Consider the following 19,925-nt stretch of genomic DNA (forward strand, 5'->3'; position numbering starts at 1 on the left):
CCGCGCCCATCGAACGAAGGACACAACCATGGCTGCCCGCTACCCGCACACGTTCCTGGACCGGGACACGCCGCCGCACCTTGCCACGCTGGTGGTGCTGGCGGGCATGTCGGCGGCGGCGATGAACATGTTTTTGCCCTCGCTGCCCGCGATGGCCGCGCATTTCGACACCGGATATGGCGTCGTGCAACTTTCGGTGACGCTGTATCTGGCGGTCAACGCGGTGCTGCAACTGATCATCGGGCCGCTGTCGGATCGGATGGGCCGACGCCCGGTGCTGCTGTGGTCGCTGGCCCTGTTCGTGGTGTTTTCCTTCGCGATTCCGTTTTCGCCCTCGGTCGAGGTTTATCTAACCCTGCGCATGGGACAGGCGGTGGTGGTGGCCACCATGGTGTTGTCGCGGGCCATCGTGCGCGATGTGGTTCCACAGGACGAAGCCGCCTCGATGATTGGCTATGTCACCATGGGCATGGCGCTGGTGCCGATGCTGTCGCCGATGCTGGGCGGCGCCATCGATCAGCTTCTGGGCTGGGAATGGACCTTCCATATCCTCGGCATCCTAGGGCTGGGCGCATTGTACCTGACCTGGGCCGACCTGGGAGAAACCGCCACGCCCGGCCCCAACGCCCTGGCCGACCAAATGCGCGAGGCGCCCGAACTGCTCCGCTCCCCCCGCTTCTGGGGCTACAACTTCGCCGCCATGTTCTCGTCGGGGGCGTTTTTCGCCTATCTCGGCGGCGCACCCTACGTCGGCACCGAGGTGTTCTCGCTCAGCCCCCTGATGCTGGGCATCCTGCTGGGCTCTCCGGCCGTAGGCTATATGGCGGGAAATGCGATCTCGGGCGCGTTCTCGGTCCGGCGCGGCATCAACGTGATGATCTTGTCTGGAACCCTGCTGAGCTGTATCGGGCTGGGCCTGTCGCTGATCCTGTCACTGGCGGGCTGGCACAACCCGTGGGTCTTCTTCGGCTTCACCGCCTTTGTGGGGCTGGGCAACGGATTGGTCTTGCCCAATGCCACCGCCGGGATGCTGTCGGTGCGGCCGCGTCTCGCTGGCACCGCCTCGGGCCTTGGCGGCGCGATGATGATCGGCGGCGGCGCGGCGCTCTCGGCCTTGGCGGCGGCGGTTCTGGTACCGGGGCGCGGCGCCTATCCGCTGATCTGGATGATGTTCGTGACCTCGGCCCTGTCGGTGCTGTCGATCGTATATGTCATCCGCCGCGCCCGCCTTGTCGGCGCGACGGACCCGTCCGAGATGCAGCCATGACCCGCCAGAAGATCTATGCCGGCGCCAAGCTGCGCGACATCCGCCGCAGGCTGGACCTGACCCAAAAGGCCTTTGCCGAGAAGCTGGAAGTCTCGCTGCCCTATCTGAACCAGATGGAAAACAACCACCGACCCATCGCGGCGGGGGTGGTGCTGGCACTGGCGCAGGAATTCGGGCTGGATGTGACCGAACTCAGCAACAGCGAGAGCGAGCGGCTGGTGTCGGACATGCGCGAAGCACTGGCGGACCCGGTGTTTTCTGGCGACGATCCACCGCTGGCCGATCTGCGGCTGGTGGCCTCGAACGCGCCGGCGCTGGCCCGGGCCCTGCTGGAACTGCATCATGCCTATCGCCGGACGCACGAACGGCTGGCGTCGCTGGACGAGGCCCTGGGCGCGGGCGGCGGCAGCAGCCACGCCCAGTCCCCGTGGGAGGAAGTGCGCGATTTCTTTCACTATTGCGACAATTACATCGACGCGGTGGATCGCGCGGCCGAACATTTTGCCGAAGGCGCGCCGCTGGTGGGCGGCCATCCGGATCTGCGTCGGCGGGCGCTGGACGCGCTGGAAAAGATCGGTGTCAGCGTCCGGTTCGAGGACAATGCCGTTCTGCGCGGCTATGATCCGGACAGCAAGTTCCTGCATCTGTCCAACCGGGCGCCGGCGGCCTCGGTCACTTTCCAGTTGCTGCATCAGGTGGCGCTGCTGACCCAGGGCGACCTGATCGGGGCGACGCTGGATCTGGCCCGGTTCCAGTCCGAGGAGGCCGCGGCCATCGCCCGGATCGGGCTGGCCAATTATTTCGCCGGCGCGGCCCTGCTGCCCTATGGGCTGTTCCAGCAGCAGGCGCAGGCCACCCGGCACGACCTTGAGCGCATGGCCGACCAGTTCGGCGCCTCGATCGAGCAGGTGGCGCATCGCCTGTCAACACTGCAACGCCCCGGCGCCAAGGGCATCCCCTTCTTCTTCGTGCGGGTCGATCAGGCCGGCACCATCACCAAGCGCCATTCGGCCACATTGCTGCAATTCGCCCGCTATGGCGGTGCCTGCCCGCTGTGGAACGTGCACCGGGCGCTGGAAACGCCGGGGCAATTCCTGCGGCAGCTGGCCGAAACCCCGGACGGGCGGCGCTATCTCTGCCTCGCGCGGGATGTGTCGAAACCCGGCGGCAGCTTTCACGCGCCGATCCGGCGCTATGCGGTGGGGCTGGGGTGCGAGGTGCAGCATGCGGGATCGCTGGTCTACGCCGACGATCTGGACCTGGACAACGCCAAGGCGTTCGAGCCGATCGGCATCTCCTGCCGGATCTGCGAACGCACGAATTGTCACCAGCGGTCGGTTCCGCCGCTGGAACGGCGTCTTGTGGTCGATCCGAACCGGCGCGGCACCCTGCCCTATGAGGTCGAGGGCTGAGCGAAAACGGCCCGCGCAGGCGGGCCGGCCAAGCCGGTCCGAAGCCTATCCCAGCATCCGGGCGATTTCGCCCTTCAGGGCAATGCGGGACTTGCGCAGCCGCAGGGCCTCGACATCGGCCATGGGCAGCTTGTTGGTTTCGACCCGGTACAGGGTTTCGTTGATCTGATTGTATTCATCCACCAGACGCGCAACCGTGGCGTCCTTCATGCGCAGGTCGCGCAGCACATGGATGCGATCGGGAAACTCGTCTGACAGGTCATGGGGTGTATGGGCCATCTCAAACCTCGTTGGTAGCGCCCATATATCCTAGAAAAATGCATCGCCCCGCACCTTGACACGTGTCATTTGCGAGGGACGCAAATGCAGGCAAACTGCCCGCCGAGACGTCAAAGCGCGGCCATGACCTCGTCCGAAACCTCGAAATTGGCGGTGACGTTCTGCACGTCGTCATCGTCTTCCAGCGTCTCGATCAGCTTGAACAGCTTCTGTGCGGTGTCCAGGTCCAGCTCGGTCGTGGTCTGCGGCTTCCAGATCAGCTTGGTGCTTTCGCTTTCGCCAAGCGCCTCTTCCATGGCGTTCGAAACGTCGTTCAGATCGGTGTCGGCGGTATAGATGATGTGGCCTTCTTCCGAACTTTCCACATCCTCTGCTCCGGCCATGATTGCCGCTTCCATCACCGTGTCGGCATCGCCGACCGAGGCCGGATAGATGATCTCGCCCTTGCGGTCGAACATGAAGGACACCGAGCCGGTCTCGCCAAGGTTGCCGCCGTTCTTCGAAAAGGTCGACCGCACGCTGGACGCGGTCCGGTTGCGGTTGTCGGTCATCGCCTCGACGATAACGGCGACGCCGCCCGGCCCATACCCTTCGTAACGGATTTCGTCATAGGTTTCCGCGTCGCCGCCCTGGGACTTCTTGATGGCGCGATCGATCACATCCTTGGGGACCGAGTTCGACTTGGCTTCCTTGACCGCCAGACGCAGACGCGGGTTCTTGTCCGGATCCGGGTCGCCCATCTTTGCCGCAACCGTGATTTCCTTGGAAAGCTTGGAAAACAGTTTTGACCGTGCAGCGTCCTGACGGCCCTTGCGATGCTGGATGTTTGCCCATTTGGAATGGCCGGCCATACACGAATTCCTCTGCCTGTGAAGCGATGCGCCTCTATAAAGCAGGCCCGCGCGCGGCTGCAAGCCCCGGTCAATTGACAGCCCCCGCCATGCGCCTGCGGCCCGCCGGTTTTGCCAAGGAGATGGATCGGGTCAAAACGCGATCAGGCAAGAATCACGACCCCGCAAAGCACGGGACGGGTCCAGTATTTCGCGACAATACAACCTATAGCTGTGTGACCCCGGTCACACTGGTTGACTACCGATAAAGTTGCGAACTTCCGGACCTTCAGGCACCCGCGCCTGCAAAGCAACAGACACTCGGCATATTTGCTGACTTTACCTTGGGTTAGGCGGACAAGGCAGCCGCCCAGTACCGGGAAATATTCACTCAAGAGAACCTCTGACCGGGGGGATACGTTAACGCGCACGTTGACCTTTGGGAAAGATTTTGCGATGTTTGGTTAATGTTTGACGAGAGGGAAGCGCGATTATGAAAGCTATTTTGAGAGGCGCAGCCGTTGCAGCGGCCCTGCTGACGGCCAATGCCGCAAGTGCTGCCGTGGTTGTTTACGGTGCCGGCCCCACGCCCGCCGCCGTAAACGCACTGGTCATGACCGACATTTCTGTTGGTGATACCGTCAACGTGGCGGACGTCCTGTCACCCGGAGATCTTGACGAGTTCAAGTTCACCGCGTTGGAGCGTCTGCGCGTCAACACCATCGCCCTGAGCGCAACCAGTTCGCGCGCAACCGTCCGCGCCATCAAATTCGGACTGACGTCGGCAACGACCTCGTCCTTCCTGAATGATGGTCAGATCTTCACGTTTGGTCCGACGTCCTCCGTAGGGGTCGCGTCGTTGAACGGATTTGTCATGAACGCAGGGGACATGTTCTCGCTGTACTGGACCGAGAGCGGTGCGACAAGCGCAGCATCGATCAACGCATCGTTCACCACGTCCGAAGTCCCCCTGCCCGCGGCCCTGCCGCTTCTTGCCGGTGCACTCGGCCTGCTGGGGATGGCTCGGCGCAAAGCCAAGTCCTGACATCCACATCTGAACAACTCCAGGGAAGGGCATATTATGCCCTTCCCGCCTTGTTTTCGGGTGCAGATTCGCCCCGAAATGTCCGAAGATGCTGGACATTTCCGGCAGAATCGCCTGCCTCCGTCGGCACTTGATCCCCAAATCACATGAAAAATTTAGAAAGATTCTCGTTCCGGAGCTGGCTGACCTTTTCAGGCCCGCCCGTATATTGAGCAGAGTCCGGCGATTTCCTTCGCGCCACTTCCAGTGTTATTTATTTTTAATCAACAGCTTACCGATTTTAGCGCTGTTTTTTGGCGATACGTGGATGACTTCAGGCCGCGCACCCTATGCGGGAGAAATCGCAACGATTTGTTGACCCAAGGCCAGTTTTGCCCCATAACTCTATGCAGGAGTTAAGAGAGGGTAACACCGTATGAGCAAGTTTTTGAAAGCAGCGGCCATCGCCGCATCCATTTTCGCAGCAAATGCCGCTTCTGCAGCAGTTGTTGTATACGGCTCCGGCCCCGTGCCGGCACCGTCCAACAAGGTCACGACCGCGGACATCATGGCCAATGTGTCCGTGACCACCAACGAGATCCTGAACCCCGGCGACACCGCCGAGTTCACCTACACCGCCCTTGAGCGCCTGCGTGTGAACACCATCGCACTGTCCGGCACCGGCTCGAACGGTGGCAAGGATCTGGACAACATCGAGTACGGCTTCACCTCGGCCACGGTCAACTCGTTCAAGAACGACGGCATCGTGATCGTGTTCTCGAAGACCGCAGCTTCGGCTCTGGCTTCGCTGCCCGGTGGCTTCATGGACGTGGGTGACACGTTCACCATCTACTGGGAAGACGGCATCCTTTACCCGGTGAACGTTGGTGCATCCTTCACGACCTCGGAAGTTCCGCTTCCGGCCGCTCTGCCCCTGCTGGCAGGTGGTCTGGGTCTGCTGGGTCTGGCCCGCCGCCGCAAGGCACGCGCCTGATCCTATCGGATCATGAATTTGGGAAAGGGGCCTTCGGGCCCCTTTTTCTTTTGCGACCACGCTTGCTTGGCACCACATGAGCATGTGTGAACCGCGCGCCCGTCCGCTGCCTGACAGCACATGTTGCACGACCCCTTCCCCTGTATCAGACCCATTCAACACCACCGCCACGAACGCCCCGTGGCGCGTGCTTGGCGTCGCAGGCTGTGGGTTTGGGTTGTGGGTGGTGAAGCCTGACGGGCAAGCTCACGGCGTCATTTGACGGCGCGGTCACCTTCCCTGATGCGCCACGCTCCTTAACCCACGGTCCTGCCCCCAACGCCCGGTCGGTCAATGCCCCCCGCCCACATTGATCCTGCGCTTCACAGGGGCCAGATGAAGGGAATCAGGAAGGAAACGAGGATGCCCATGGTCAGGTTCAACGGGATCCCGACCTTCAGGTAGTCGCTGAACTTGTAGCCGCCCGGGCCATAGACCATCATGTTGGTCTGATAGCCGATCGGCGTGGCAAAGCTGGCCGAGGCCGCGATCATCACCGCCACCACCAGCGGACGCGGATCGATCCCCAGCGCCGCCGCCAGTCCGATCGCCACCGGTGTGACCACCACGGCCACGGCGTTGTTCGACACCAGCTCGGTCAGGACCGAGGTCAGCAGATAGACCGACCACACCAGCACGAAGGGCGGCAAGCCCGTCAGCAACGGCGCGACAGCGTCCACCAGCAGCCTGACCGCGCCCGAGGCTTCCAGGCTGGCCCCGATCGCCAGCATCGAGAAGATCAGCGCCAGCAACCGCCCGTCGACGAAAGAGAACGCCTCCTCGGCATCGATACAGCGGGTCAGCAGCACCACGGCGACGGCCATCACCGACAGCATCAGGATCGGCGCGACGCCCAGCCCGGCCAGAACGACGATGCCCGCCAGCGCCGCAAGGGCGACGGGGGCATGGCTGCGCCGGTAGGCCCGAGCCGAGGGCGACGAGACATCCACCAGTTCCATGTCGGCGGCCAGACGCTGGATATCCTCGGGCGCGCCTTCCAGCAGCAGCGTGTCGCCCACGCGCACCACGATGTCATCCATCTGCCGCCCGATGTTCTGGTTCGACCGGTGCACCGCCAGCGGATAGACACCATACCGGCGGCGCAGGCGCAGCGCGCCCAGCGACCGCCCGACCATGCGGCATCCCGGCGTGATCAGAACCTCGACCGTGGTGGTTTCCACCGACGACAGCTTGTCGACCATGCGCAGGTCGCGGTTTTTCTGAAGGCCCAGAACCTCGGCGATCTGGGTGCGCAGAACGACGCGGTCGCCCGGCTCCAGCACCACCGCCGACAGATCGCGGCGCAACGAGGCATCGCCTCGCAACACGTCGATCAGGCGCACGCCGTCCCGCTTGAACAGATCCACCTCGATCACGGTCTGACCGATCAGGGCGCTGCCTTCGGGGATCGCCACTTCGGTAAAGAACTTCATGCCCTTGCGGCCCGACAGCAGGCTCGACATGCTGTCCCGCTCCGGCAACAACTTCGGTCCCAGTACACCCAGATAGATCGCCCCCCAGGCGACCACCGCCAGGCCCAGCGGCGTCACTTCGAAGATGGTGAAAGGCTCCAACCCCTGTTCGCGCGCGACACCATCAACCAGCAGGTTGGTCGAGGTGCCGATCAGGGTCAGCGTTCCGCCCATGATGGCGGCATAGGACAGCGGGATCAGCAGTTTCGACGGCGCCAGCCCCAGTGACCGCGCCAGTTGCGTGAACACCGGGATCATGACAACCACCACCGGCGTGTTCGACACGAAGGCCGAGGCCACCACCACAAAGCACAGCAACACGAGGATCGCCATGAAGGGTTTCCTGCGGGACACCACCTCGGTCTGACTGATGAACCATTCCAGCGCGCCGGTGCGCACCAGCGCCCCCATGACGATGAACATCGCCCCGATGGTCCAGGGCGCGGGGTTCGACAACACCTTGAGCGCGGCGTCATAGGGCAGGATCCCCAGCACCAGCATCGCGGACACCCCGCCCAGGGCCACGACCTCGGCGGGGAAGGTCTCGCGCAGAAATCCGATGAACATCAGCCCCACGATCATCAGGGCGATGATCGGCGCTGCATGTTCCATTCCGGGAAAGGCCATCATTGTGCGGTCTGGTCCCTCTTCACGTCACACCGGTGCCATAACAGACAGAACACCCGCGCAGGGACAACGGAAATCTCACGCTGTCGTGGTTTCCAAGCGGCCGCCGTGACGGATCATGCGGATCGAGGTCGCTTTGCCGCTGCGATCATCGGTTTCCACAAGAACGCCCGACAGGGTGGCCTCTCCGTTGGCGGGAACAAACCGGCCCTTGCCCATGCCGGTCACGAAGCGGCGCAGGGGTTCGGCCTTGTCCATGCCGATGACGGAATTGTAGTCGCCGCACATGCCGGCATCGGTCTGATAGCCGGTGCCGCCGGGCAGGATCTGCGCATCGCCTGTGGGCACATGGGTGTGCGTGCCCACCACCAGCGAGGCGCGGCCATCGCTGAAATGGCCCAGCCCCATCTTTTCCGAGGTGGCTTCGGCATGGACATCCAGCAGGATCGCCTGCGCCTGACCGCCCAGCGGATTGCGGCGGAACAGCAGGTCCAGCGCCGAGAACGGATCGTCGAAGGGGCGCTTCATGAACACCTGGCCCAGGACCTGCGCCACCAGGATCTTGCGCCCGTCCGGCAGTTTGAACATCCGGGCGCCGCTGCCCGGCGCTTCCTTGGCGAAATTGATCGGCCGCAGGATGCGCGGCTCCTTCTCGATGAAGCCCAGCATGTCGCGCTGATCGAAGGCGTGATCGCCCAGGGTCAGGCAATCGACGCCAGCCTCCAGCAGTTGCTTGGCATGATCCGGGGACAGCCCCGCGCCCGACGTCGCGTTTTCGCCGTTGACCACGACGAAATCCAGCTTCCAGTCGGCCCGCAATTGCGTCAACCGGTCCCGAACCGCAGTCCGACCGGACCGCCCCACGATGTCACCCAGAAATAGAAGTCTCATAGGCCGTGCCTAGGCGGCGCGCGGGTTCGGGGCAAGCGGAATTGCGATCCGCGGGGCGGCTTGGGGGCACAGGCCGATCAGGGACGGATCACGCCCTGTTCGGTGACGATCAGGTCCAGCGGCTGATCCACGGGGTCGACCGGCAGGTCGGGATCTTCCTGCGCGGCATAGGCCAGGCCGATGGCCAGCACCCGCCCCCGCGCGCGCAACCCTTCCAGCGTGCGGTCGTAGAAGCCACCACCATAGCCCAGCCGCGCGCCGCTGCGCGAAAACGCCACCAACGGCACGATCAGCACCTCCGGCACCAGCGGATCGGGCCGGGCCGGAATGCGGGCACCGAACGGACCGTCGATCATCTCGGCCTCGGGGGTCCAGCGGTGAAAGCTCAGCGGCTGGCCCTTGCCCAGGATCACCGGCACCGCCACCGGGGCGGTACGCGCCCAGTCGGCCATGACCGGCAGTGGATCGATCTCGGTGCGGATCGCCATATAGCCCGACAGGATCGCGCCCTGATGATCGGCCAGGACCGCGCGCAGCGCGGCCAGCGCCGGGGCCGGGTCGGTTTGCCGATGCGCCGCCTTGCGCCGGGCGAACCCGGCCTTGCGGGCGGCGGCCTTGGCCTCGGCGTTCACAGCAGCACATAGCTGGCAAGACCCAGGAAGGCGAAGAAGCCCACCACATCCGTCACCGTGGTCACGAAAGTGCCCGAGGCCAGCGCCGGGTCGAAATCCAGTTTCTCAAGCGCGATGGGGATCAGGATGCCCGACAGCCCTGCCACCAGAAGGTTGATGATCATCGCCACGCCCAGCACCAGCCCGATGGTCAGCGAACTGAACCAGAGCCCGCCGATCAGCCCCATGACCACCGCGAAGAACACCCCGTTGGCCAGCCCGGCCAGCGCCTCGCGCCGGATCACCCGCGTCACGTTCGACCCGGTCAGGTCGCGCGTGGCCAGCGCCCGCACCGCCACCGTCAGCGACTGGGTGCCCGCGTTGCCCCCCATCGAGGCCACGATCGGCATCAGCACCGCCAGCGCCACCACCTGTGTCAGCGCATCCTCGAACTGCGAGATCACCAGCGAGGCGATGATCGCCGTCAGCAGGTTCACCGCCAGCCACGGCAGCCGCGCCCGCACGGTTTCGGCCACCGTGTCGGACAGGCTGGTTTCACCGCTGACCCCGGCCAGCAGCAGCAGGTCTTCCTCGTTTTCCTCGTCCAGCACGATCATCGCGTCGTCGATGGTGATGACGCCGACAATCCGCCCGGCCTCGTCCACCACCGGGGCCGAGATCAGGTGGTACTGGTTGAAGGCATAGGCCACATCCTCGCCGGTCTCGGTGACCGGGATCGGGATGAAGACCTCTTCTGTGATGTCCTTCAGCAGCGTGGCGCGCGATGAACTGAGCAGACGACCAAGGGTGACATTGCCGACCGGGCACATGCGCGGGTCCAGCAGGGTCACATGGTAGAATTGTTCGGGCAGATCGGTCGAGTCGCGCAGATGGTCGATCATCTGGCCCACGGTCCAATCCTCGGGCGCGGTGACCGCGTTGCGCTGCATCAGGCGGCCGGCGCTGTCCTCGGGGAAAGCCAGCGACTGTTCTACCGCGAACCGGTCGGAATCTTCCAGCGCGTCGAGGATGGCTTCCTTCTGGTGGTCCTCCAGGTCCTCGACCAGATCGACCACGTCGTCGGTTTCCAGATCGCGGACACCTTCGGACAGGGCCGCCGGATCCAGCTGGCCGATGACCTCTTCGCGCAGGCCCTCGTCCAGTTCCGACAGAACCTCGCCCGCGTCCTCGCCGGACCACAGTTCAAGGAAGGCATCGCGGTCGCCGTCGCTGACCTGTTCCAGGAAGTCGGCGATGTCGGCGGGGTGCAGGCCTTCAAGGTTGTCGTTCAGCAGGCCGGCGTCACGGTCGGCCACCGCAGCCAGGATTTTCGTGATCCGGCGCGGATCCAGGACGGTGTCGGCGGGCTCGAAATTCTCGGGATGTTCGCTCATCTGCCCCTCCGCTGCGGTGCTGTCTCGACGTGCCGTAGGCTCGACCTAACAAGGGGTTGGTCCGCTCGGCAAGGGGGGCATGTACGGATTTGCCACAAACTGCCATGCTTGGCCGGAATGGCCCCGGTGTGGCGTGCAAACCGGCTGTGGGCTCAGGCAGGAAAGGGTTGGGCAATGGCGGGCAAGGTGACGATACTGTTGGGTCAGGTTGTGCAGTTTCAGGACGATCCTTTCGCCGGGCCACCGGAGGGTGCCGTCCGTCACGATCGCCGGGGCGCGGTGGCGGTGGCCGGTGGCAAGATCCTGGCCTCCGGCCCCGCTGACACCGTGCTGGCCACCCATCCCGATGCCCGGCGGATCGACCATGGCGACGGGCTGATCCTGCCCGGCTTTGTCGATGCCCACGCCCACTATCCCCAGACCGCGATGATCGCCAGCTGGGGCAAGCGGCTGATCGACTGGCTCAACACCTATACCTTCCCCGAAGAGATGAAGTTCGGCGACCCGGCCTATGCCGCCGAGATCGCGGCGCGCTATCTGGATCTGCTGTTGGCCAATGGCACCACCACAGTGGCCAGTTTCTGCACCATCCACCCCGAAAGCGTCGAGGCGCTGTTCCAGGCGGCCGAGGCCCGTGGCATGTGCGTGGCCGCCGGCAAGACCTGCATGGACCGCAACGCACCCGGCGGTCTGCGCGACACCGCCCAAAGCGCCTATGACGACAGCAAGGCGCTGCTGACCCGCTGGCACGGGCGCGGGCGCGCGGCCTATGTCATCACCCCAAGATTCTCTCCCACCTCCTCGCCCGAGCAGCTGGCCGCGCTCGGGGCGCTTTGGGCCGAACACCCCGACTGCCTGATGCAGACCCATCTGTCAGAGCAGCACGAGGAGATCGCCTGGGTCCGCGAGCTGTTCCCCGAGGCGCAGGATTATCTGGACACCTACGAATCCCACGGGCTGCTCGGCCCCGGCGGCCTGTACGGCCATGCCATTCATCTGGAGGCCCGCGAGATCGACCGGCTGCGCGAGGTGGACGCCAGCCTGATCCATTGCCCGACCTCGAACACCTTCATCGGTTCGGGCCTGTTCGCGACCATGGACCATTGCCGCGCCGGACAGCGCGTCGGGCTGGCCACGGACACCGGCGGCGGATCGAGCTTTTCCATGCTGCGCACCATGGCTGCGGCCTATGAGGTCGGCCAGTTGCGCGGCACCGCTCTGCATCCGGCGCAGCTGCTGTGGCTGGCCACCGAAGGCTCGGCCCGCGCGCTGCGGATGGACGATCGCCTTGGCACATTGGCGCCGGGCAGCGATGCGGATCTGGTGGTGCTGGACCTGGCCGCCACCCCCGCCATCGCGCAGCGCCACGCGCAGGCCCATGACATCTGGGAGGCGGTCTTTCCCACCATCATGATGGGTGACGACCGGTCAGTGGCGGCGACCTATGTGCAGGGGCGTCAGGTCGGGGGCCAGACGTGATCCGGCATATGGGCACGTGGCGGGGATGCGGCCACGGCCCGCGTGAGGCCGGCGTCGCACCGTGAGTATTTTCGACAAGAAAAATCCGGGCGTGCATTGGCTGCGGGATGCAGCGCCCTACCCGTCTGGCGCGTTCAGAAGCGCCAGTGCGGCGGCGTGAAGCTCGGGCGTGGCGGCGGCCAGCGCCTGCCCGCCCTGCCAGACCGGCCCGCCCTGCCAATCGGTGACGATCCCGCCGGCGGCCTCGATCACCGCGACCGGGGCGGCGATGTCATAGGCGTTCAGCCCGGCCTCGATGACCAGATCGATCTGGCCCATGGCCAGCAGCCCGTAGGCGTAGCAATCCATGCCATAGCGCACCAGCCGGGCACGGTCGGCCACGCGGGTGAAGGCAGCGTGTTCAAGCGGGGTGCCGATCTCGGGGAAGGTTGAAAACAGAATGGCCCGCGACAGGTCGGTCGTGGCGGCCGCCGTCATCGGTGTTGTCGTGCCGCGATGCGCCAGATATGCGCCGTCAGGCGTGCCGATGAACCGCTCTCCGGTGTGCGGCTGGTCGATCAGGCCCAGAAGCGGGCCGTCCGCCGTGCAGCAGGCGATCAGCGTGCCCCAGGTGGGTGTTCCCGACATGAACCCGCGCGTGCCGTCGATGGGATCAAGGATCCATGTCAGTTCGGAAGTCCCTGTTTTGGCGTCGAATTCCTCTCCAAGAATCGCGTCTTGTGGCCGCAGCGCCGCCAGCAGCTGCCGCATCGCGCGCTCGGCTTCGCGATCCGCGATGGTGACCGGGTCGAAGCCCGTTGCCGCCTTGTTGTCGGTCGCCAGATCCCGCGTCCGGAAATGCGACAGGCTGATCCGGGCCGCCGCATCGGCCAGTTGCCGGGCACACTCTATTAGACCGGAGAGTTCTGATTTCTGGACCACTTTGACCACCCGCACGTGAAGATGGAGGTGTCATAGCGGGCGCATCCGCATCTGTCACCCGGCCTGCAAGGCCGGGGACAGTATTCCGCAAGGCTCGGCCCTAGCGGCGGAACGGTGTCACTTCGATTGCCGGATCCTGCGCCCTTGGATTGTAGCCCTTGAAGAAATGATCAATGGGCACCGACAAGGCCTGCGAGATTTCCCAAAGGCGAGAGGCGCTGACCCTGTTCACCCCGGTTTCGTACTTCTGGATCTGCTGAAATTTGATCCCGACCTGCTCGGCCAGTTGCTGTTGTGTCATCGACATCTCGCGCCGTCGTTGACGGATGACGTTCCCCACATGGGTGTCCACTGGATGTGGCATTCCTGTTCTCCCAAATCGCTCAAAACCAAACTGGTGAAGGCCGAAACGCCAGGTCCGTTCTGGACCGGTTGGGATTCTCCCGCTGTGCTGTTCCGGTGTGTCCCCGCACAATGGGTACAGGACCGGAAAGCGACCGCTTCGGGGCGTGCAACACTCTTGTAACGCATATACCGGAAAAATTTCTCAAAAATACAGTGCAACGTCAGCTTAATCTTTACCAGTGGTTAACACTTCACATATTCGAAACCTCGTGCAGCAAACAGTGTTTTTTGAGCAGGGAGATTCGAATGCGGGCCTGGCAACTGGAAGAAATCGGTGGAACGCCGCAACTTAACGATGTGGAGCCCCCCCGGCCCGGTCCAACAGAGGTGCAGATCGACATTGCCGCCTGTGGGCTGAATTTCGCCGATCTCTTGACGATCAAGGGGCAGTACCAGGAAAAGCCGCCGCTTCCCCTGACCCTGGGGATGGAATTTGCCGGCGTGGTGCGGGCGGTGGGGTCCGAGTTGACGGGCCTGTCGGTCGGCGCGCGCGTCGGAACCTTCTCGGGCGGCGGCGGTCTGGCCGAGGTGGCCTGCGTGCCCGCGGACCGCTGCGTACCGCTGCCCGATGCCATGTCTTTCCCCGACGCGGCGGCATTCCAGATTGCCTATGGCACCTCGCATGTGGCGCTGCGCCACCGGGCGAACCTGCAACCGGGCGAAACCGTTCTGGTGCTTGGCGCGGCCGGGGGTGTCGGCCTGACCGCGGTGGAGATTGCCCACCGTATGGGCGCACGGGTGATTGCCTGCGCCCGCGGGGTCGAGAAGCTGGACATCGCGCGCCGGGCCGGGGCCGATGAGGTGATCGACAGCGAAACCCCCGACCTGAAAGCCGCGCTGAAAGCCATGGGCGGCGTCGACGTGGTCTATGATGCGGTCGGGGATCCGCTGTTCTCGGCGGCGCTGCGCGCCTGTCGCCCCGGCGCCCGGGTGCTGGTGATCGGCTTTGCCGCCGGACAGGTGCCACAGATCCCGGCGAATTACCTGCTGGTCAAGAACATCACCGTCCATGGCCTGTATTGGGGTGGTTACCTGGCCTTCGATCCCAAGGTGCTGACAGAATCGATGACTGAATTGTTCGACTGGTACGCCGAGGGCAAGCTGCGGCCGCACATCAGCCACACCTTGCCGCTGGAGAAAGCCGACGTCGGGCTGGAGCTGCTGCGCAGCCGCAAATCCACTGGCAAGGTGGTCATCACCCCCTGAGCCGGCTCAGGCCACGGCGCGGGCGCGACGGGTCTGATAGGCCGCGCGCACAAGTTCTGCCATGCGGGCCACGGGGGGCTCCTGGCCGGTGCCGTTCACATAGAGGTTGATCTGGCGCGACGGCAATTGCGGCAGGGCGCCACCGTGCGCGATCTCGTCCAGTTGCGGCGAGGCGGTGCCGGACAGAACCGCGCCGACGGCCAGATCGGCGCTGAGCGAGGCCTCGATGGTGCGCGAGGAATCCGATTCCACCGCCATGTCCCATTCGATGCCCGCCTGATCCAGCGCCTGCTGCACCGGGGCGCGGAACATGCAGCCCGGTTCGAACCCCAGCCGCAGCGGGCGTTGCTTCCACGCGATCCCGCCGGGCGCCCCGATCCAGACCAACGGCAGCGCCGCAAGGGTTTCGCCCTGCGCGTCGGGGCTTTCCTCGGTGGTCAGGATCAGGTCGCAATCGCCGCGGGCAAATTCTTCCTTCAGTTTGCGCGTGTAGGACGACAGCAGATGCACCCGCATCCGGGGAAACTCGACGTTGAAGCGTTGCAGCACGCCGGGAATATGCGGGTAGATGATGTCATGCGGCACGCCGAGGGTCAGTTCGCCTTCGAACACGGTATCGGTCAGGCGGCTGACAGCCTCGTCGTTCAGGGCCAGCATCTTGCGGCTGTATCCGAGCAGTTGCTCCCCCGCCGCGGTCAGGGTCACGGTGCGGGCAGAGCGGTCCAGAAGCTGCACGTCCAGCGCCTCCTCCAGCCGTTTCATCTGCATCGAGACTGCCGATTGCGTCAGGTTCAGAAGGTTGGCCGCCCGCGTCACGCCGCCGGTGTCGGCCACCGCGACGAAGCTGCGCAGGGCTGACAGGTCTAGAACACGCCTCATATCACCATCCGTGATGCTTTAGTTCAAAATCATTCGTTTTACAAATTGACCACAGCGGCGCAAAAACATCAACGGAAATCATGAAAGAGCACATCTGCATCACGAATCCTGAAAGGAACGCCCCATGTCCGCGCCCGTCCCCTGCACCCGTACCCTTCCCCGGCAACCGCGCCGCCTGTCCCTGCGCGGTCTGGTCCATGCCATTGCGGCGGCCCACCGCCAGCGGCGGGCCCTGCAGCAACTGGACGACCGGATGCTGGCGGATGTGGGGATCACCCGCGCCCAGGCCGAAAAAGAGGCCGATCGCCTGATCTGGGATGCGCCCGCCCATTGGCTGCAACGGCGCTGAGCGGCCGGGCTACACCCGGGTCTGGCTCACTGACTCCCGCAACCGACCAACAAGAAAGCTCGGGATCTGCCGAAATCGTACTCGGCTTCGCTTGAAAAACCGCCCCCGGTTGCCGATATTGTGTTTCAAGTGCGGCCCGAGAACTGGCCGCCTGCCAGATATGACAGGAGAGAGCTTCATGGCTGAATATCAGACGATCCGCGCACAGGCCGGGGCCCGTACCGCGCAGATCGACGAGGGCCTGCGCGCCCATATGAACAAGGTCTACGGCACCATGTCGATCGGCATGTTGATCACGGCCCTGACATCTTGGGCCATTGCCGGCCTTGCCGTGACCAGCGACCCCACCGGCGCCACAGCGCAAATCGGTGCCGACACCTATCTGACAAGCCTTGGCGCCGCGATCTACACCTCGCCGCTGAAATGGCTGGTGATGTTCGCACCGCTGCTGTTCGTCTTCGGCTTCTCGGCCGGGATCAACCGCATGTCGGCCGCCACGGCGCAGACAGTGTTTTATGCCTTCGCTGCGGTGATGGGCCTGTCGCTCAGCTCGATCTTCCTGGTGTTCACCGGGGAATCGATCGTGACCACCTTCCTGGTGACCTCGATCGCCTTCGCCTCGCTCAGCCTCTACGGCTACACCACCAAGAAGGATCTGAGCGCGCTTGGCACCTTCCTCATCATGGGTGTAGTGGGTCTGATTATCGCGTCGATCATCAACATCTTCGTGGCCTCGTCGGCCATGGCCTTCGCCATCTCGGTGCTGGGTGTGCTGATCTTCGCCGGGCTGACCGCCTATGATACGCAGAAGATCAAGACCACCTACCTGCAGATGGCTCAGGCCGGGGATCAGGAATGGCTGGGCAAGGCCGCCATCATGGGCGCGCTGAGCCTGTACCTGGACTTCATCAACATGTTCATGTTCCTGCTGCAATTCCTCGGCAACCGCGAGTAAATGCAGGTCAGAGCCTGAACAGATCGCAACCCGCCGGAGCCTCTCCGGCGGGTTTTTTCATGGGCGCGGGCGGGTCAGGCGGTGGGCCAGCCGCTGGCTGCGGCGCAGGATCGGGGCTTCGATCGTCAGGTAGCTGGCCAGCGACAGGGCCAGCGTTCCCGCCAGCAGCGCCAGAATGGCCAGCCCGCCGGTCAAATCCGTGCGCAGGGCGATCTGGTCCAGCACCGCCATGTGCCACAGATAGATACCAAAGCTGAGCGCCCCGCCGGCCCGCATCAGCGGCGTCTCGAACGGGCGCCGCAACGGGCGTGGTCCAAATTCCAGCCCCAGCACCAGCAGCCCGGCGCACAGGCTGGCCAGCGGCACCAGCCATGTCCGCAGCGTGGCGGTGACAGCATCGCCGAACAGGGCATCCGAGAGGTCCGGGATGGTCAGCACCAGCGCGATCCCCCCGACGATCATGCCCGCACCGGCGACCCTGCGCGGCGGGCGCACCCCGCGCGCCTGCGCCAAGGCCGAAAGGACGCCCGCCAGTGATCCCGCCCAGAAGCAGCTCAGATAGGGCCAGAGCGCGACGCTGTTGCTGGCCGCCACGTCGCGCGACAGCACCGCCAGCGCCACAAACCCCGCCAGACCGGCCCCGAAGATCGCCACCCGCCCTTGCCGCTGCAGAAGGTCGAAGCCCAGAGTGACCACGGGCAGCAGCAGGTAGTATTTCAGTTCGACCGGCACGCTCCAGGTGACGCTCTTGCCGTCGCGCAGGGTCAGGTGGCCGAGGTACTCCTGCCACCACAGCGGGAAAGGAAAGGCGGCCGTGGCGCGCTGGCCTGAGGCTTGCAGCGCCCATGTGGTGACCAGCGCCAGTGTCAGGTACAGGAGGTAGAGCGGTACGATCCGGGCCAGGCGGCGCAGCCCATAGGCCGTCAGCCCGCCCGGCGTCCAGAACCCGGCGCCTTGCCCGGTCTGGATGCGCGACAGCAGGAAGGCGCTGAGAAAGAAGAACACGAACACACCGATCTTGCCCCAGCCCGCGAAGGACAACCCGCCAAGGCTGAGCCACCCGGCGTTTGACATATGGCTGAGAACCACGATCCCGGCAGCCAGCGTCCGAAGCCCGTCGAGACCGGGAATGTCATTGCGTTTCGCGGCATCGGCCTGCGACAGGATCAAGGGCATGCGACAGCCAGACTTCTGTCAGGAAAAATGACAAACGCGCGGATTGCTCCGCGCGTTTGCCGCATCGTCATGGTCGATCGCAGGGTGCTACAGCGCCCCCTCGGAGCCAAGGAATTCCACCCCGTCGGTGCTGCCATCGCTGTAGGCAATGCACTTCCACGGCGCTTTCTGTTCCCCGACGGCCAGCGTCACATAGGTGCCCGCTTCCGAGAACTCCGACGAGGTCACGGCGATCATCGGGTTCTGGGTCACATCGGCCACGGCAGCAGCACAGGCGCTCTCGGCCACCGTGGGCGTCCCGCCGGTGCTGCCAGAAGGCATGTCGCAGCCCATCAGGCCAAGTACAACGGCAAGCCCGCCGGCAATCTTCAAGCCATTCATCATTGTCGAATCTCCCTGTGCAATGTGGTTCGCCGCCAGCCTAGCGCGCGCTGCGCGGCTTGCCAAAGCCCTTTGAGCATTTCTTCACGCGTCGCGGAATCTTGCCCGTGCGGACTCCGCCGCAAACGAAAAAGGCCACGCGCAATGCGTGGCCCCAAACTTCGAAAGGTCGGCGATCTTACTTGATCTTGCCTTCCTTGTACTCGACGTGCTTGCGCACCACCGGGTCGTATTTCTTGGTCACCATCTTCTCGGTCATGGTGCGGGCATTTTTCTTGGTCACGTAGAAGTGGCCGGTGCCCGCGGTCGAGTTCAGGCGGATCTTGATTGTGGTCGGCTTCGCCATGGGAGGTCTCCTCAACCGGGCGGAACGGACCACCCGAAGAATTCATGAAACCCGCCTTTTACGGATGCCCGCCCCGGTGTCAAGAGAAACCGCCCGGAAATCCGGGGCAAGGCGCGCAAAGCCGCAAGGAATGGCAGGCCGGGCTGTCCGCCGCTGTCTGTGCGTCCACAGGTGCAGCCCGACCCTGCCGGATCAGCCGCGCGGCAAGGGCGGCAGGCCCATGGCGCGATGCACCTGATCGCGGGCCGCATCGGTCAGGCCAAGCGCCGTCGAAAGCTGCCGCAGATAGGTGACCTCGGCGGCTGTGTCGACTTTCACGGCCATCAGCGACATGGAATAGACCTGCGCCTTCATGGCTTCGCCCGTGTCCTGCGCCAGCCCCATCGGATCGACCGGCGCGGCCAGTTCGGCCTTCACGAAGGCAACCTCCTCGGGATCGGCATCCTTGAGCTGATCGAGGATCTTGGCCTGCTCTTCCTTGTCGATCTCGCCATCGGCCTTGGCGGCCTGGATCATGGCGCGGATCATCAGTTTGGCGTTGGATTCGGCGGCCACGGACACCGGGGTCTTGGCGAACATGCCGCCCAGCATGTCATCCATCTGCTGTCCGCTGGCCGCGGCGGCACCGCCCATGGCCGACATCAGCCCGCCAAGGCCCATGGCCGCCGCGCCGTCGTTGCTGCTGCCGCCCATGCCGCCGAAGCTGCTCATCATATCCTTGACGGCCTTGCCGCCGCCGGGCACGCCCATCTTTTCGGCCATCTGGGCAATCTGGTCGGTCATGCCGCCCATGCCCATGCCGCCAAGGCCGCTGCCGCCACCGGTCATGCCCGACATCATGTCCTGCATCCCGGCCATGCCGCCCATGTTCTTGAACTTGTCCATCCCCTTCGCCGCAGCAAATCCCATGGCGACGGTGGCTAGCGTTCGCATGAAGCTCATTTCTGGTCCTCCCGTTTCAGGCGGGCAATGCTTCCCGCTGGGTCAA

General features: G+C 64.5%; 21 protein-coding genes and 1 pseudogene. 9 read left to right on the plus strand and 13 right to left on the minus strand.

Translation table 11 applies throughout. From position 1 onward, the window contains the following. Positions 1-28 precede the first annotated feature (28 nt). Together AB0T83_RS07080 and AB0T83_RS07085 are read left to right on the plus strand one after the other, a co-directional pair. Positions 29-1,267, plus strand: a complete 1,239-nt coding sequence (locus AB0T83_RS07080) for a multidrug effflux MFS transporter (protein ID WP_366192339.1) — start codon at positions 29-31, stop codon at positions 1,265-1,267. After that, positions 1,264-2,679, plus strand: coding sequence for a helix-turn-helix domain-containing protein (locus AB0T83_RS07085; RefSeq protein ID WP_366192340.1), 1,416 nt, complete (start codon positions 1,264-1,266; stop codon positions 2,677-2,679). Before AB0T83_RS07080 ends, AB0T83_RS07085 begins: the two co-directional genes overlap by 4 nt. 45 nt (positions 2,680-2,724) lie before the next feature. On the opposite strand, the gene AB0T83_RS07090 is transcribed toward AB0T83_RS07085, so the two are convergent. Beyond that, positions 2,725-2,958 carry an HP1242/YdcH family protein gene (locus AB0T83_RS07090; protein ID WP_366192341.1) on the minus strand — a complete coding sequence of 78 codons (234 nt, stop codon included), beginning with the start codon at positions 2,956-2,958 and terminating at the stop codon, positions 2,725-2,727. A 110-nt stretch (positions 2,959-3,068) separates the two neighbouring features. Next, positions 3,069-3,809 carry a YebC/PmpR family DNA-binding transcriptional regulator gene (locus AB0T83_RS07095; protein WP_366192342.1) on the minus strand — a complete coding sequence of 247 codons (741 nt, stop codon included), beginning with the start codon at positions 3,807-3,809 and terminating at the stop codon, positions 3,069-3,071. A gap of 472 nt (positions 3,810-4,281) precedes the next feature. On the opposite strand from AB0T83_RS07095, the gene AB0T83_RS07100 reads away from it, so the two are divergent. The 3 genes from AB0T83_RS07100 to AB0T83_RS07110 all read left to right on the plus strand — a co-directional run bounded on the left by AB0T83_RS07100 (position 4,282) and on the right by AB0T83_RS07110 (position 5,806). Further along, positions 4,282-4,833 (plus strand): hypothetical protein, encoded by a 552-nt coding sequence (locus AB0T83_RS07100; RefSeq protein ID WP_366192343.1) that lies wholly within the window; start codon positions 4,282-4,284, stop codon positions 4,831-4,833. Positions 4,834-4,921: 88 nt separating this feature from the next. Further along, positions 4,922-5,191, plus strand: a complete 270-nt coding sequence (locus tag AB0T83_RS07105; RefSeq protein ID WP_366192344.1) for a hypothetical protein — start codon at positions 4,922-4,924, stop codon at positions 5,189-5,191. A gap of 189 nt (positions 5,192-5,380) precedes the next feature. Continuing rightward, the gene (locus AB0T83_RS07110; RefSeq protein ID WP_366192345.1) at positions 5,381-5,806 is read left to right on the plus strand and encodes a PEP-CTERM sorting domain-containing protein; all 426 of its coding nucleotides are present in this window, start codon (positions 5,381-5,383) and stop codon (positions 5,804-5,806) included. A gap of 362 nt (positions 5,807-6,168) precedes the next feature. Here the strand turns inward: AB0T83_RS07110 and AB0T83_RS07115 are convergent, their stop codons facing one another. The 4 genes from AB0T83_RS07115 to mgtE all read right to left on the minus strand — a co-directional run bounded on the left by AB0T83_RS07115 (position 6,169) and on the right by mgtE (position 10,840). Continuing rightward, the gene (locus tag AB0T83_RS07115; protein ID WP_366192346.1) at positions 6,169-7,929 is read right to left on the minus strand and encodes an SLC13 family permease; all 1,761 of its coding nucleotides are present in this window, start codon (positions 7,927-7,929) and stop codon (positions 6,169-6,171) included. 93 nt (positions 7,930-8,022) lie between these two features. Beyond that, positions 8,023-8,835: a TIGR00282 family metallophosphoesterase gene (locus tag AB0T83_RS07120; protein ID WP_366192347.1), complete on the minus strand. Its 813-nt coding sequence runs from the start codon at positions 8,833-8,835 to the stop codon at positions 8,023-8,025. 77 nt (positions 8,836-8,912) lie between these two features. Next, on the minus strand, positions 8,913-9,467 hold the full coding sequence (locus AB0T83_RS07125) for a 5-formyltetrahydrofolate cyclo-ligase (RefSeq protein WP_366192348.1): 555 nt from the start codon (positions 9,465-9,467) through the stop codon (positions 8,913-8,915). Next, positions 9,464-10,840: a magnesium transporter gene (gene mgtE, locus AB0T83_RS07130; RefSeq protein WP_366192349.1), complete on the minus strand. Its 1,377-nt coding sequence runs from the start codon at positions 10,838-10,840 to the stop codon at positions 9,464-9,466. Before mgtE ends, AB0T83_RS07125 begins: the two co-directional genes overlap by 4 nt. A 174-nt stretch (positions 10,841-11,014) precedes the next feature. On the opposite strand from mgtE, the gene guaD reads away from it, so the two are divergent. Further along, entirely contained in the window at positions 11,015-12,319 is a 1,305-nt protein-coding gene (guaD, locus tag AB0T83_RS07135) for a guanine deaminase (protein ID WP_366192350.1), read from the plus strand. A gap of 117 nt (positions 12,320-12,436) precedes the next feature. Here guaD and hisN read toward each other — a convergent pair whose 3' ends face one another. Both hisN and AB0T83_RS07145 read right to left on the minus strand, forming a co-directional pair. Further along, the gene (hisN, locus tag AB0T83_RS07140) at positions 12,437-13,240 is read right to left on the minus strand and encodes a histidinol-phosphatase (RefSeq protein ID WP_366192351.1); all 804 of its coding nucleotides are present in this window, start codon (positions 13,238-13,240) and stop codon (positions 12,437-12,439) included. Between the two features lie 154 nt (positions 13,241-13,394). Beyond that, a pseudogene (locus AB0T83_RS07145) lies at positions 13,395-13,604 on the minus strand (helix-turn-helix domain-containing protein); the annotation flags it as partial. A 287-nt stretch (positions 13,605-13,891) separates the two neighbouring features. On the opposite strand from AB0T83_RS07145, the gene AB0T83_RS07150 reads away from it, so the two are divergent. Next, the gene (locus AB0T83_RS07150; RefSeq protein WP_366192352.1) at positions 13,892-14,851 is read left to right on the plus strand and encodes an NADPH:quinone oxidoreductase family protein; all 960 of its coding nucleotides are present in this window, start codon (positions 13,892-13,894) and stop codon (positions 14,849-14,851) included. 6 nt (positions 14,852-14,857) lie between these two features. Here the strand turns inward: AB0T83_RS07150 and AB0T83_RS07155 are convergent, their stop codons facing one another. Beyond that, positions 14,858-15,730, minus strand: a complete 873-nt coding sequence (locus tag AB0T83_RS07155) for a LysR family transcriptional regulator (protein WP_366192353.1) — start codon at positions 15,728-15,730, stop codon at positions 14,858-14,860. 124 nt (positions 15,731-15,854) lie between these two features. Between AB0T83_RS07155 and AB0T83_RS07160 the strand changes: the two genes are divergently transcribed. Together AB0T83_RS07160 and AB0T83_RS07165 are read left to right on the plus strand one after the other, a co-directional pair. After that, on the plus strand, positions 15,855-16,079 hold the full coding sequence (locus tag AB0T83_RS07160) for a DUF1127 domain-containing protein (RefSeq protein ID WP_366192354.1): 225 nt from the start codon (positions 15,855-15,857) through the stop codon (positions 16,077-16,079). A gap of 178 nt (positions 16,080-16,257) precedes the next feature. After that, a complete protein-coding gene (locus AB0T83_RS07165; protein WP_366192355.1) occupies positions 16,258-17,034 on the plus strand; it encodes a Bax inhibitor-1/YccA family protein in 777 nt (258 codons plus the stop codon). Positions 17,035-17,091: 57 nt separating this feature from the next. Here AB0T83_RS07165 and AB0T83_RS07170 read toward each other — a convergent pair whose 3' ends face one another. The 4 genes from AB0T83_RS07170 to AB0T83_RS07185 all read right to left on the minus strand — a co-directional run bounded on the left by AB0T83_RS07170 (position 17,092) and on the right by AB0T83_RS07185 (position 19,879). After that, positions 17,092-18,210, minus strand: a complete 1,119-nt coding sequence (locus AB0T83_RS07170; protein ID WP_366192356.1) for an acyltransferase family protein — start codon at positions 18,208-18,210, stop codon at positions 17,092-17,094. Between the two features lie 87 nt (positions 18,211-18,297). Continuing rightward, the gene (locus tag AB0T83_RS07175) at positions 18,298-18,594 is read right to left on the minus strand and encodes a hypothetical protein (protein WP_366192357.1); all 297 of its coding nucleotides are present in this window, start codon (positions 18,592-18,594) and stop codon (positions 18,298-18,300) included. A gap of 175 nt (positions 18,595-18,769) precedes the next feature. Then, a complete protein-coding gene (gene rpmG, locus AB0T83_RS07180) occupies positions 18,770-18,937 on the minus strand; it encodes a 50S ribosomal protein L33 (RefSeq protein WP_193142580.1) in 168 nt (55 codons plus the stop codon). Between the two features lie 192 nt (positions 18,938-19,129). Further along, entirely contained in the window at positions 19,130-19,879 is a 750-nt protein-coding gene (locus tag AB0T83_RS07185; RefSeq protein WP_366192358.1) for a DUF533 domain-containing protein, read from the minus strand. Between the last annotated feature and the right edge of the window lie 46 nt (positions 19,880-19,925).

Origin of the sequence: Meridianimarinicoccus marinus, from assembly GCF_040689105.1 — a bacterium.
Lineage (GTDB): Bacteria > Pseudomonadota > Alphaproteobacteria > Rhodobacterales > Rhodobacteraceae > Meridianimarinicoccus > Meridianimarinicoccus marinus.

Excerpts from the sequence above, each read along its gene's own strand:
- AB0T83_RS07080 (WP_366192339.1), top strand. The coding sequence starts at position 29 with ATGGCTGCCCGCTACCCGCACACGTTCCTGGACCGGGACACGCCGCCG.
- AB0T83_RS07085 (WP_366192340.1), top strand. The coding sequence starts at position 1,264 with ATGACCCGCCAGAAGATCTATGCCGGCGCCAAGCTGCGCGACATCCGC.
- AB0T83_RS07090 (WP_366192341.1), bottom strand. The coding sequence starts at position 2,958 with ATGGCCCATACACCCCATGACCTGTCAGACGAGTTTCCCGATCGCATC.
- AB0T83_RS07095 (WP_366192342.1), bottom strand. The coding sequence starts at position 3,809 with ATGGCCGGCCATTCCAAATGGGCAAACATCCAGCATCGCAAGGGCCGT.
- AB0T83_RS07100 (WP_366192343.1), top strand. The coding sequence starts at position 4,282 with ATGAAAGCTATTTTGAGAGGCGCAGCCGTTGCAGCGGCCCTGCTGACG.
- AB0T83_RS07105 (WP_366192344.1), top strand. The coding sequence starts at position 4,922 with ATGCTGGACATTTCCGGCAGAATCGCCTGCCTCCGTCGGCACTTGATC.
- AB0T83_RS07110 (WP_366192345.1), top strand. The coding sequence starts at position 5,381 with ATGGCCAATGTGTCCGTGACCACCAACGAGATCCTGAACCCCGGCGAC.
- AB0T83_RS07115 (WP_366192346.1), bottom strand. The coding sequence starts at position 7,929 with ATGGAACATGCAGCGCCGATCATCGCCCTGATGATCGTGGGGCTGATG.
- AB0T83_RS07120 (WP_366192347.1), bottom strand. The coding sequence starts at position 8,835 with ATGAGACTTCTATTTCTGGGTGACATCGTGGGGCGGTCCGGTCGGACT.
- mgtE (WP_366192349.1), bottom strand. The coding sequence starts at position 10,840 with ATGAGCGAACATCCCGAGAATTTCGAGCCCGCCGACACCGTCCTGGAT.
- guaD (WP_366192350.1), top strand. The coding sequence starts at position 11,015 with ATGGCGGGCAAGGTGACGATACTGTTGGGTCAGGTTGTGCAGTTTCAG.
- AB0T83_RS07150 (WP_366192352.1), top strand. The coding sequence starts at position 13,892 with ATGCGGGCCTGGCAACTGGAAGAAATCGGTGGAACGCCGCAACTTAAC.
- AB0T83_RS07155 (WP_366192353.1), bottom strand. The coding sequence starts at position 15,730 with ATGAGGCGTGTTCTAGACCTGTCAGCCCTGCGCAGCTTCGTCGCGGTG.
- AB0T83_RS07160 (WP_366192354.1), top strand. The coding sequence starts at position 15,855 with ATGTCCGCGCCCGTCCCCTGCACCCGTACCCTTCCCCGGCAACCGCGC.
- AB0T83_RS07165 (WP_366192355.1), top strand. The coding sequence starts at position 16,258 with ATGGCTGAATATCAGACGATCCGCGCACAGGCCGGGGCCCGTACCGCG.
- AB0T83_RS07170 (WP_366192356.1), bottom strand. The coding sequence starts at position 18,210 with ATGCCCTTGATCCTGTCGCAGGCCGATGCCGCGAAACGCAATGACATT.
- AB0T83_RS07175 (WP_366192357.1), bottom strand. The coding sequence starts at position 18,594 with ATGATGAATGGCTTGAAGATTGCCGGCGGGCTTGCCGTTGTACTTGGC.
- rpmG (WP_193142580.1), bottom strand. The coding sequence starts at position 18,937 with ATGGCGAAGCCGACCACAATCAAGATCCGCCTGAACTCGACCGCGGGC.
- AB0T83_RS07185 (WP_366192358.1), bottom strand. The coding sequence starts at position 19,879 with ATGAGCTTCATGCGAACGCTAGCCACCGTCGCCATGGGATTTGCTGCG.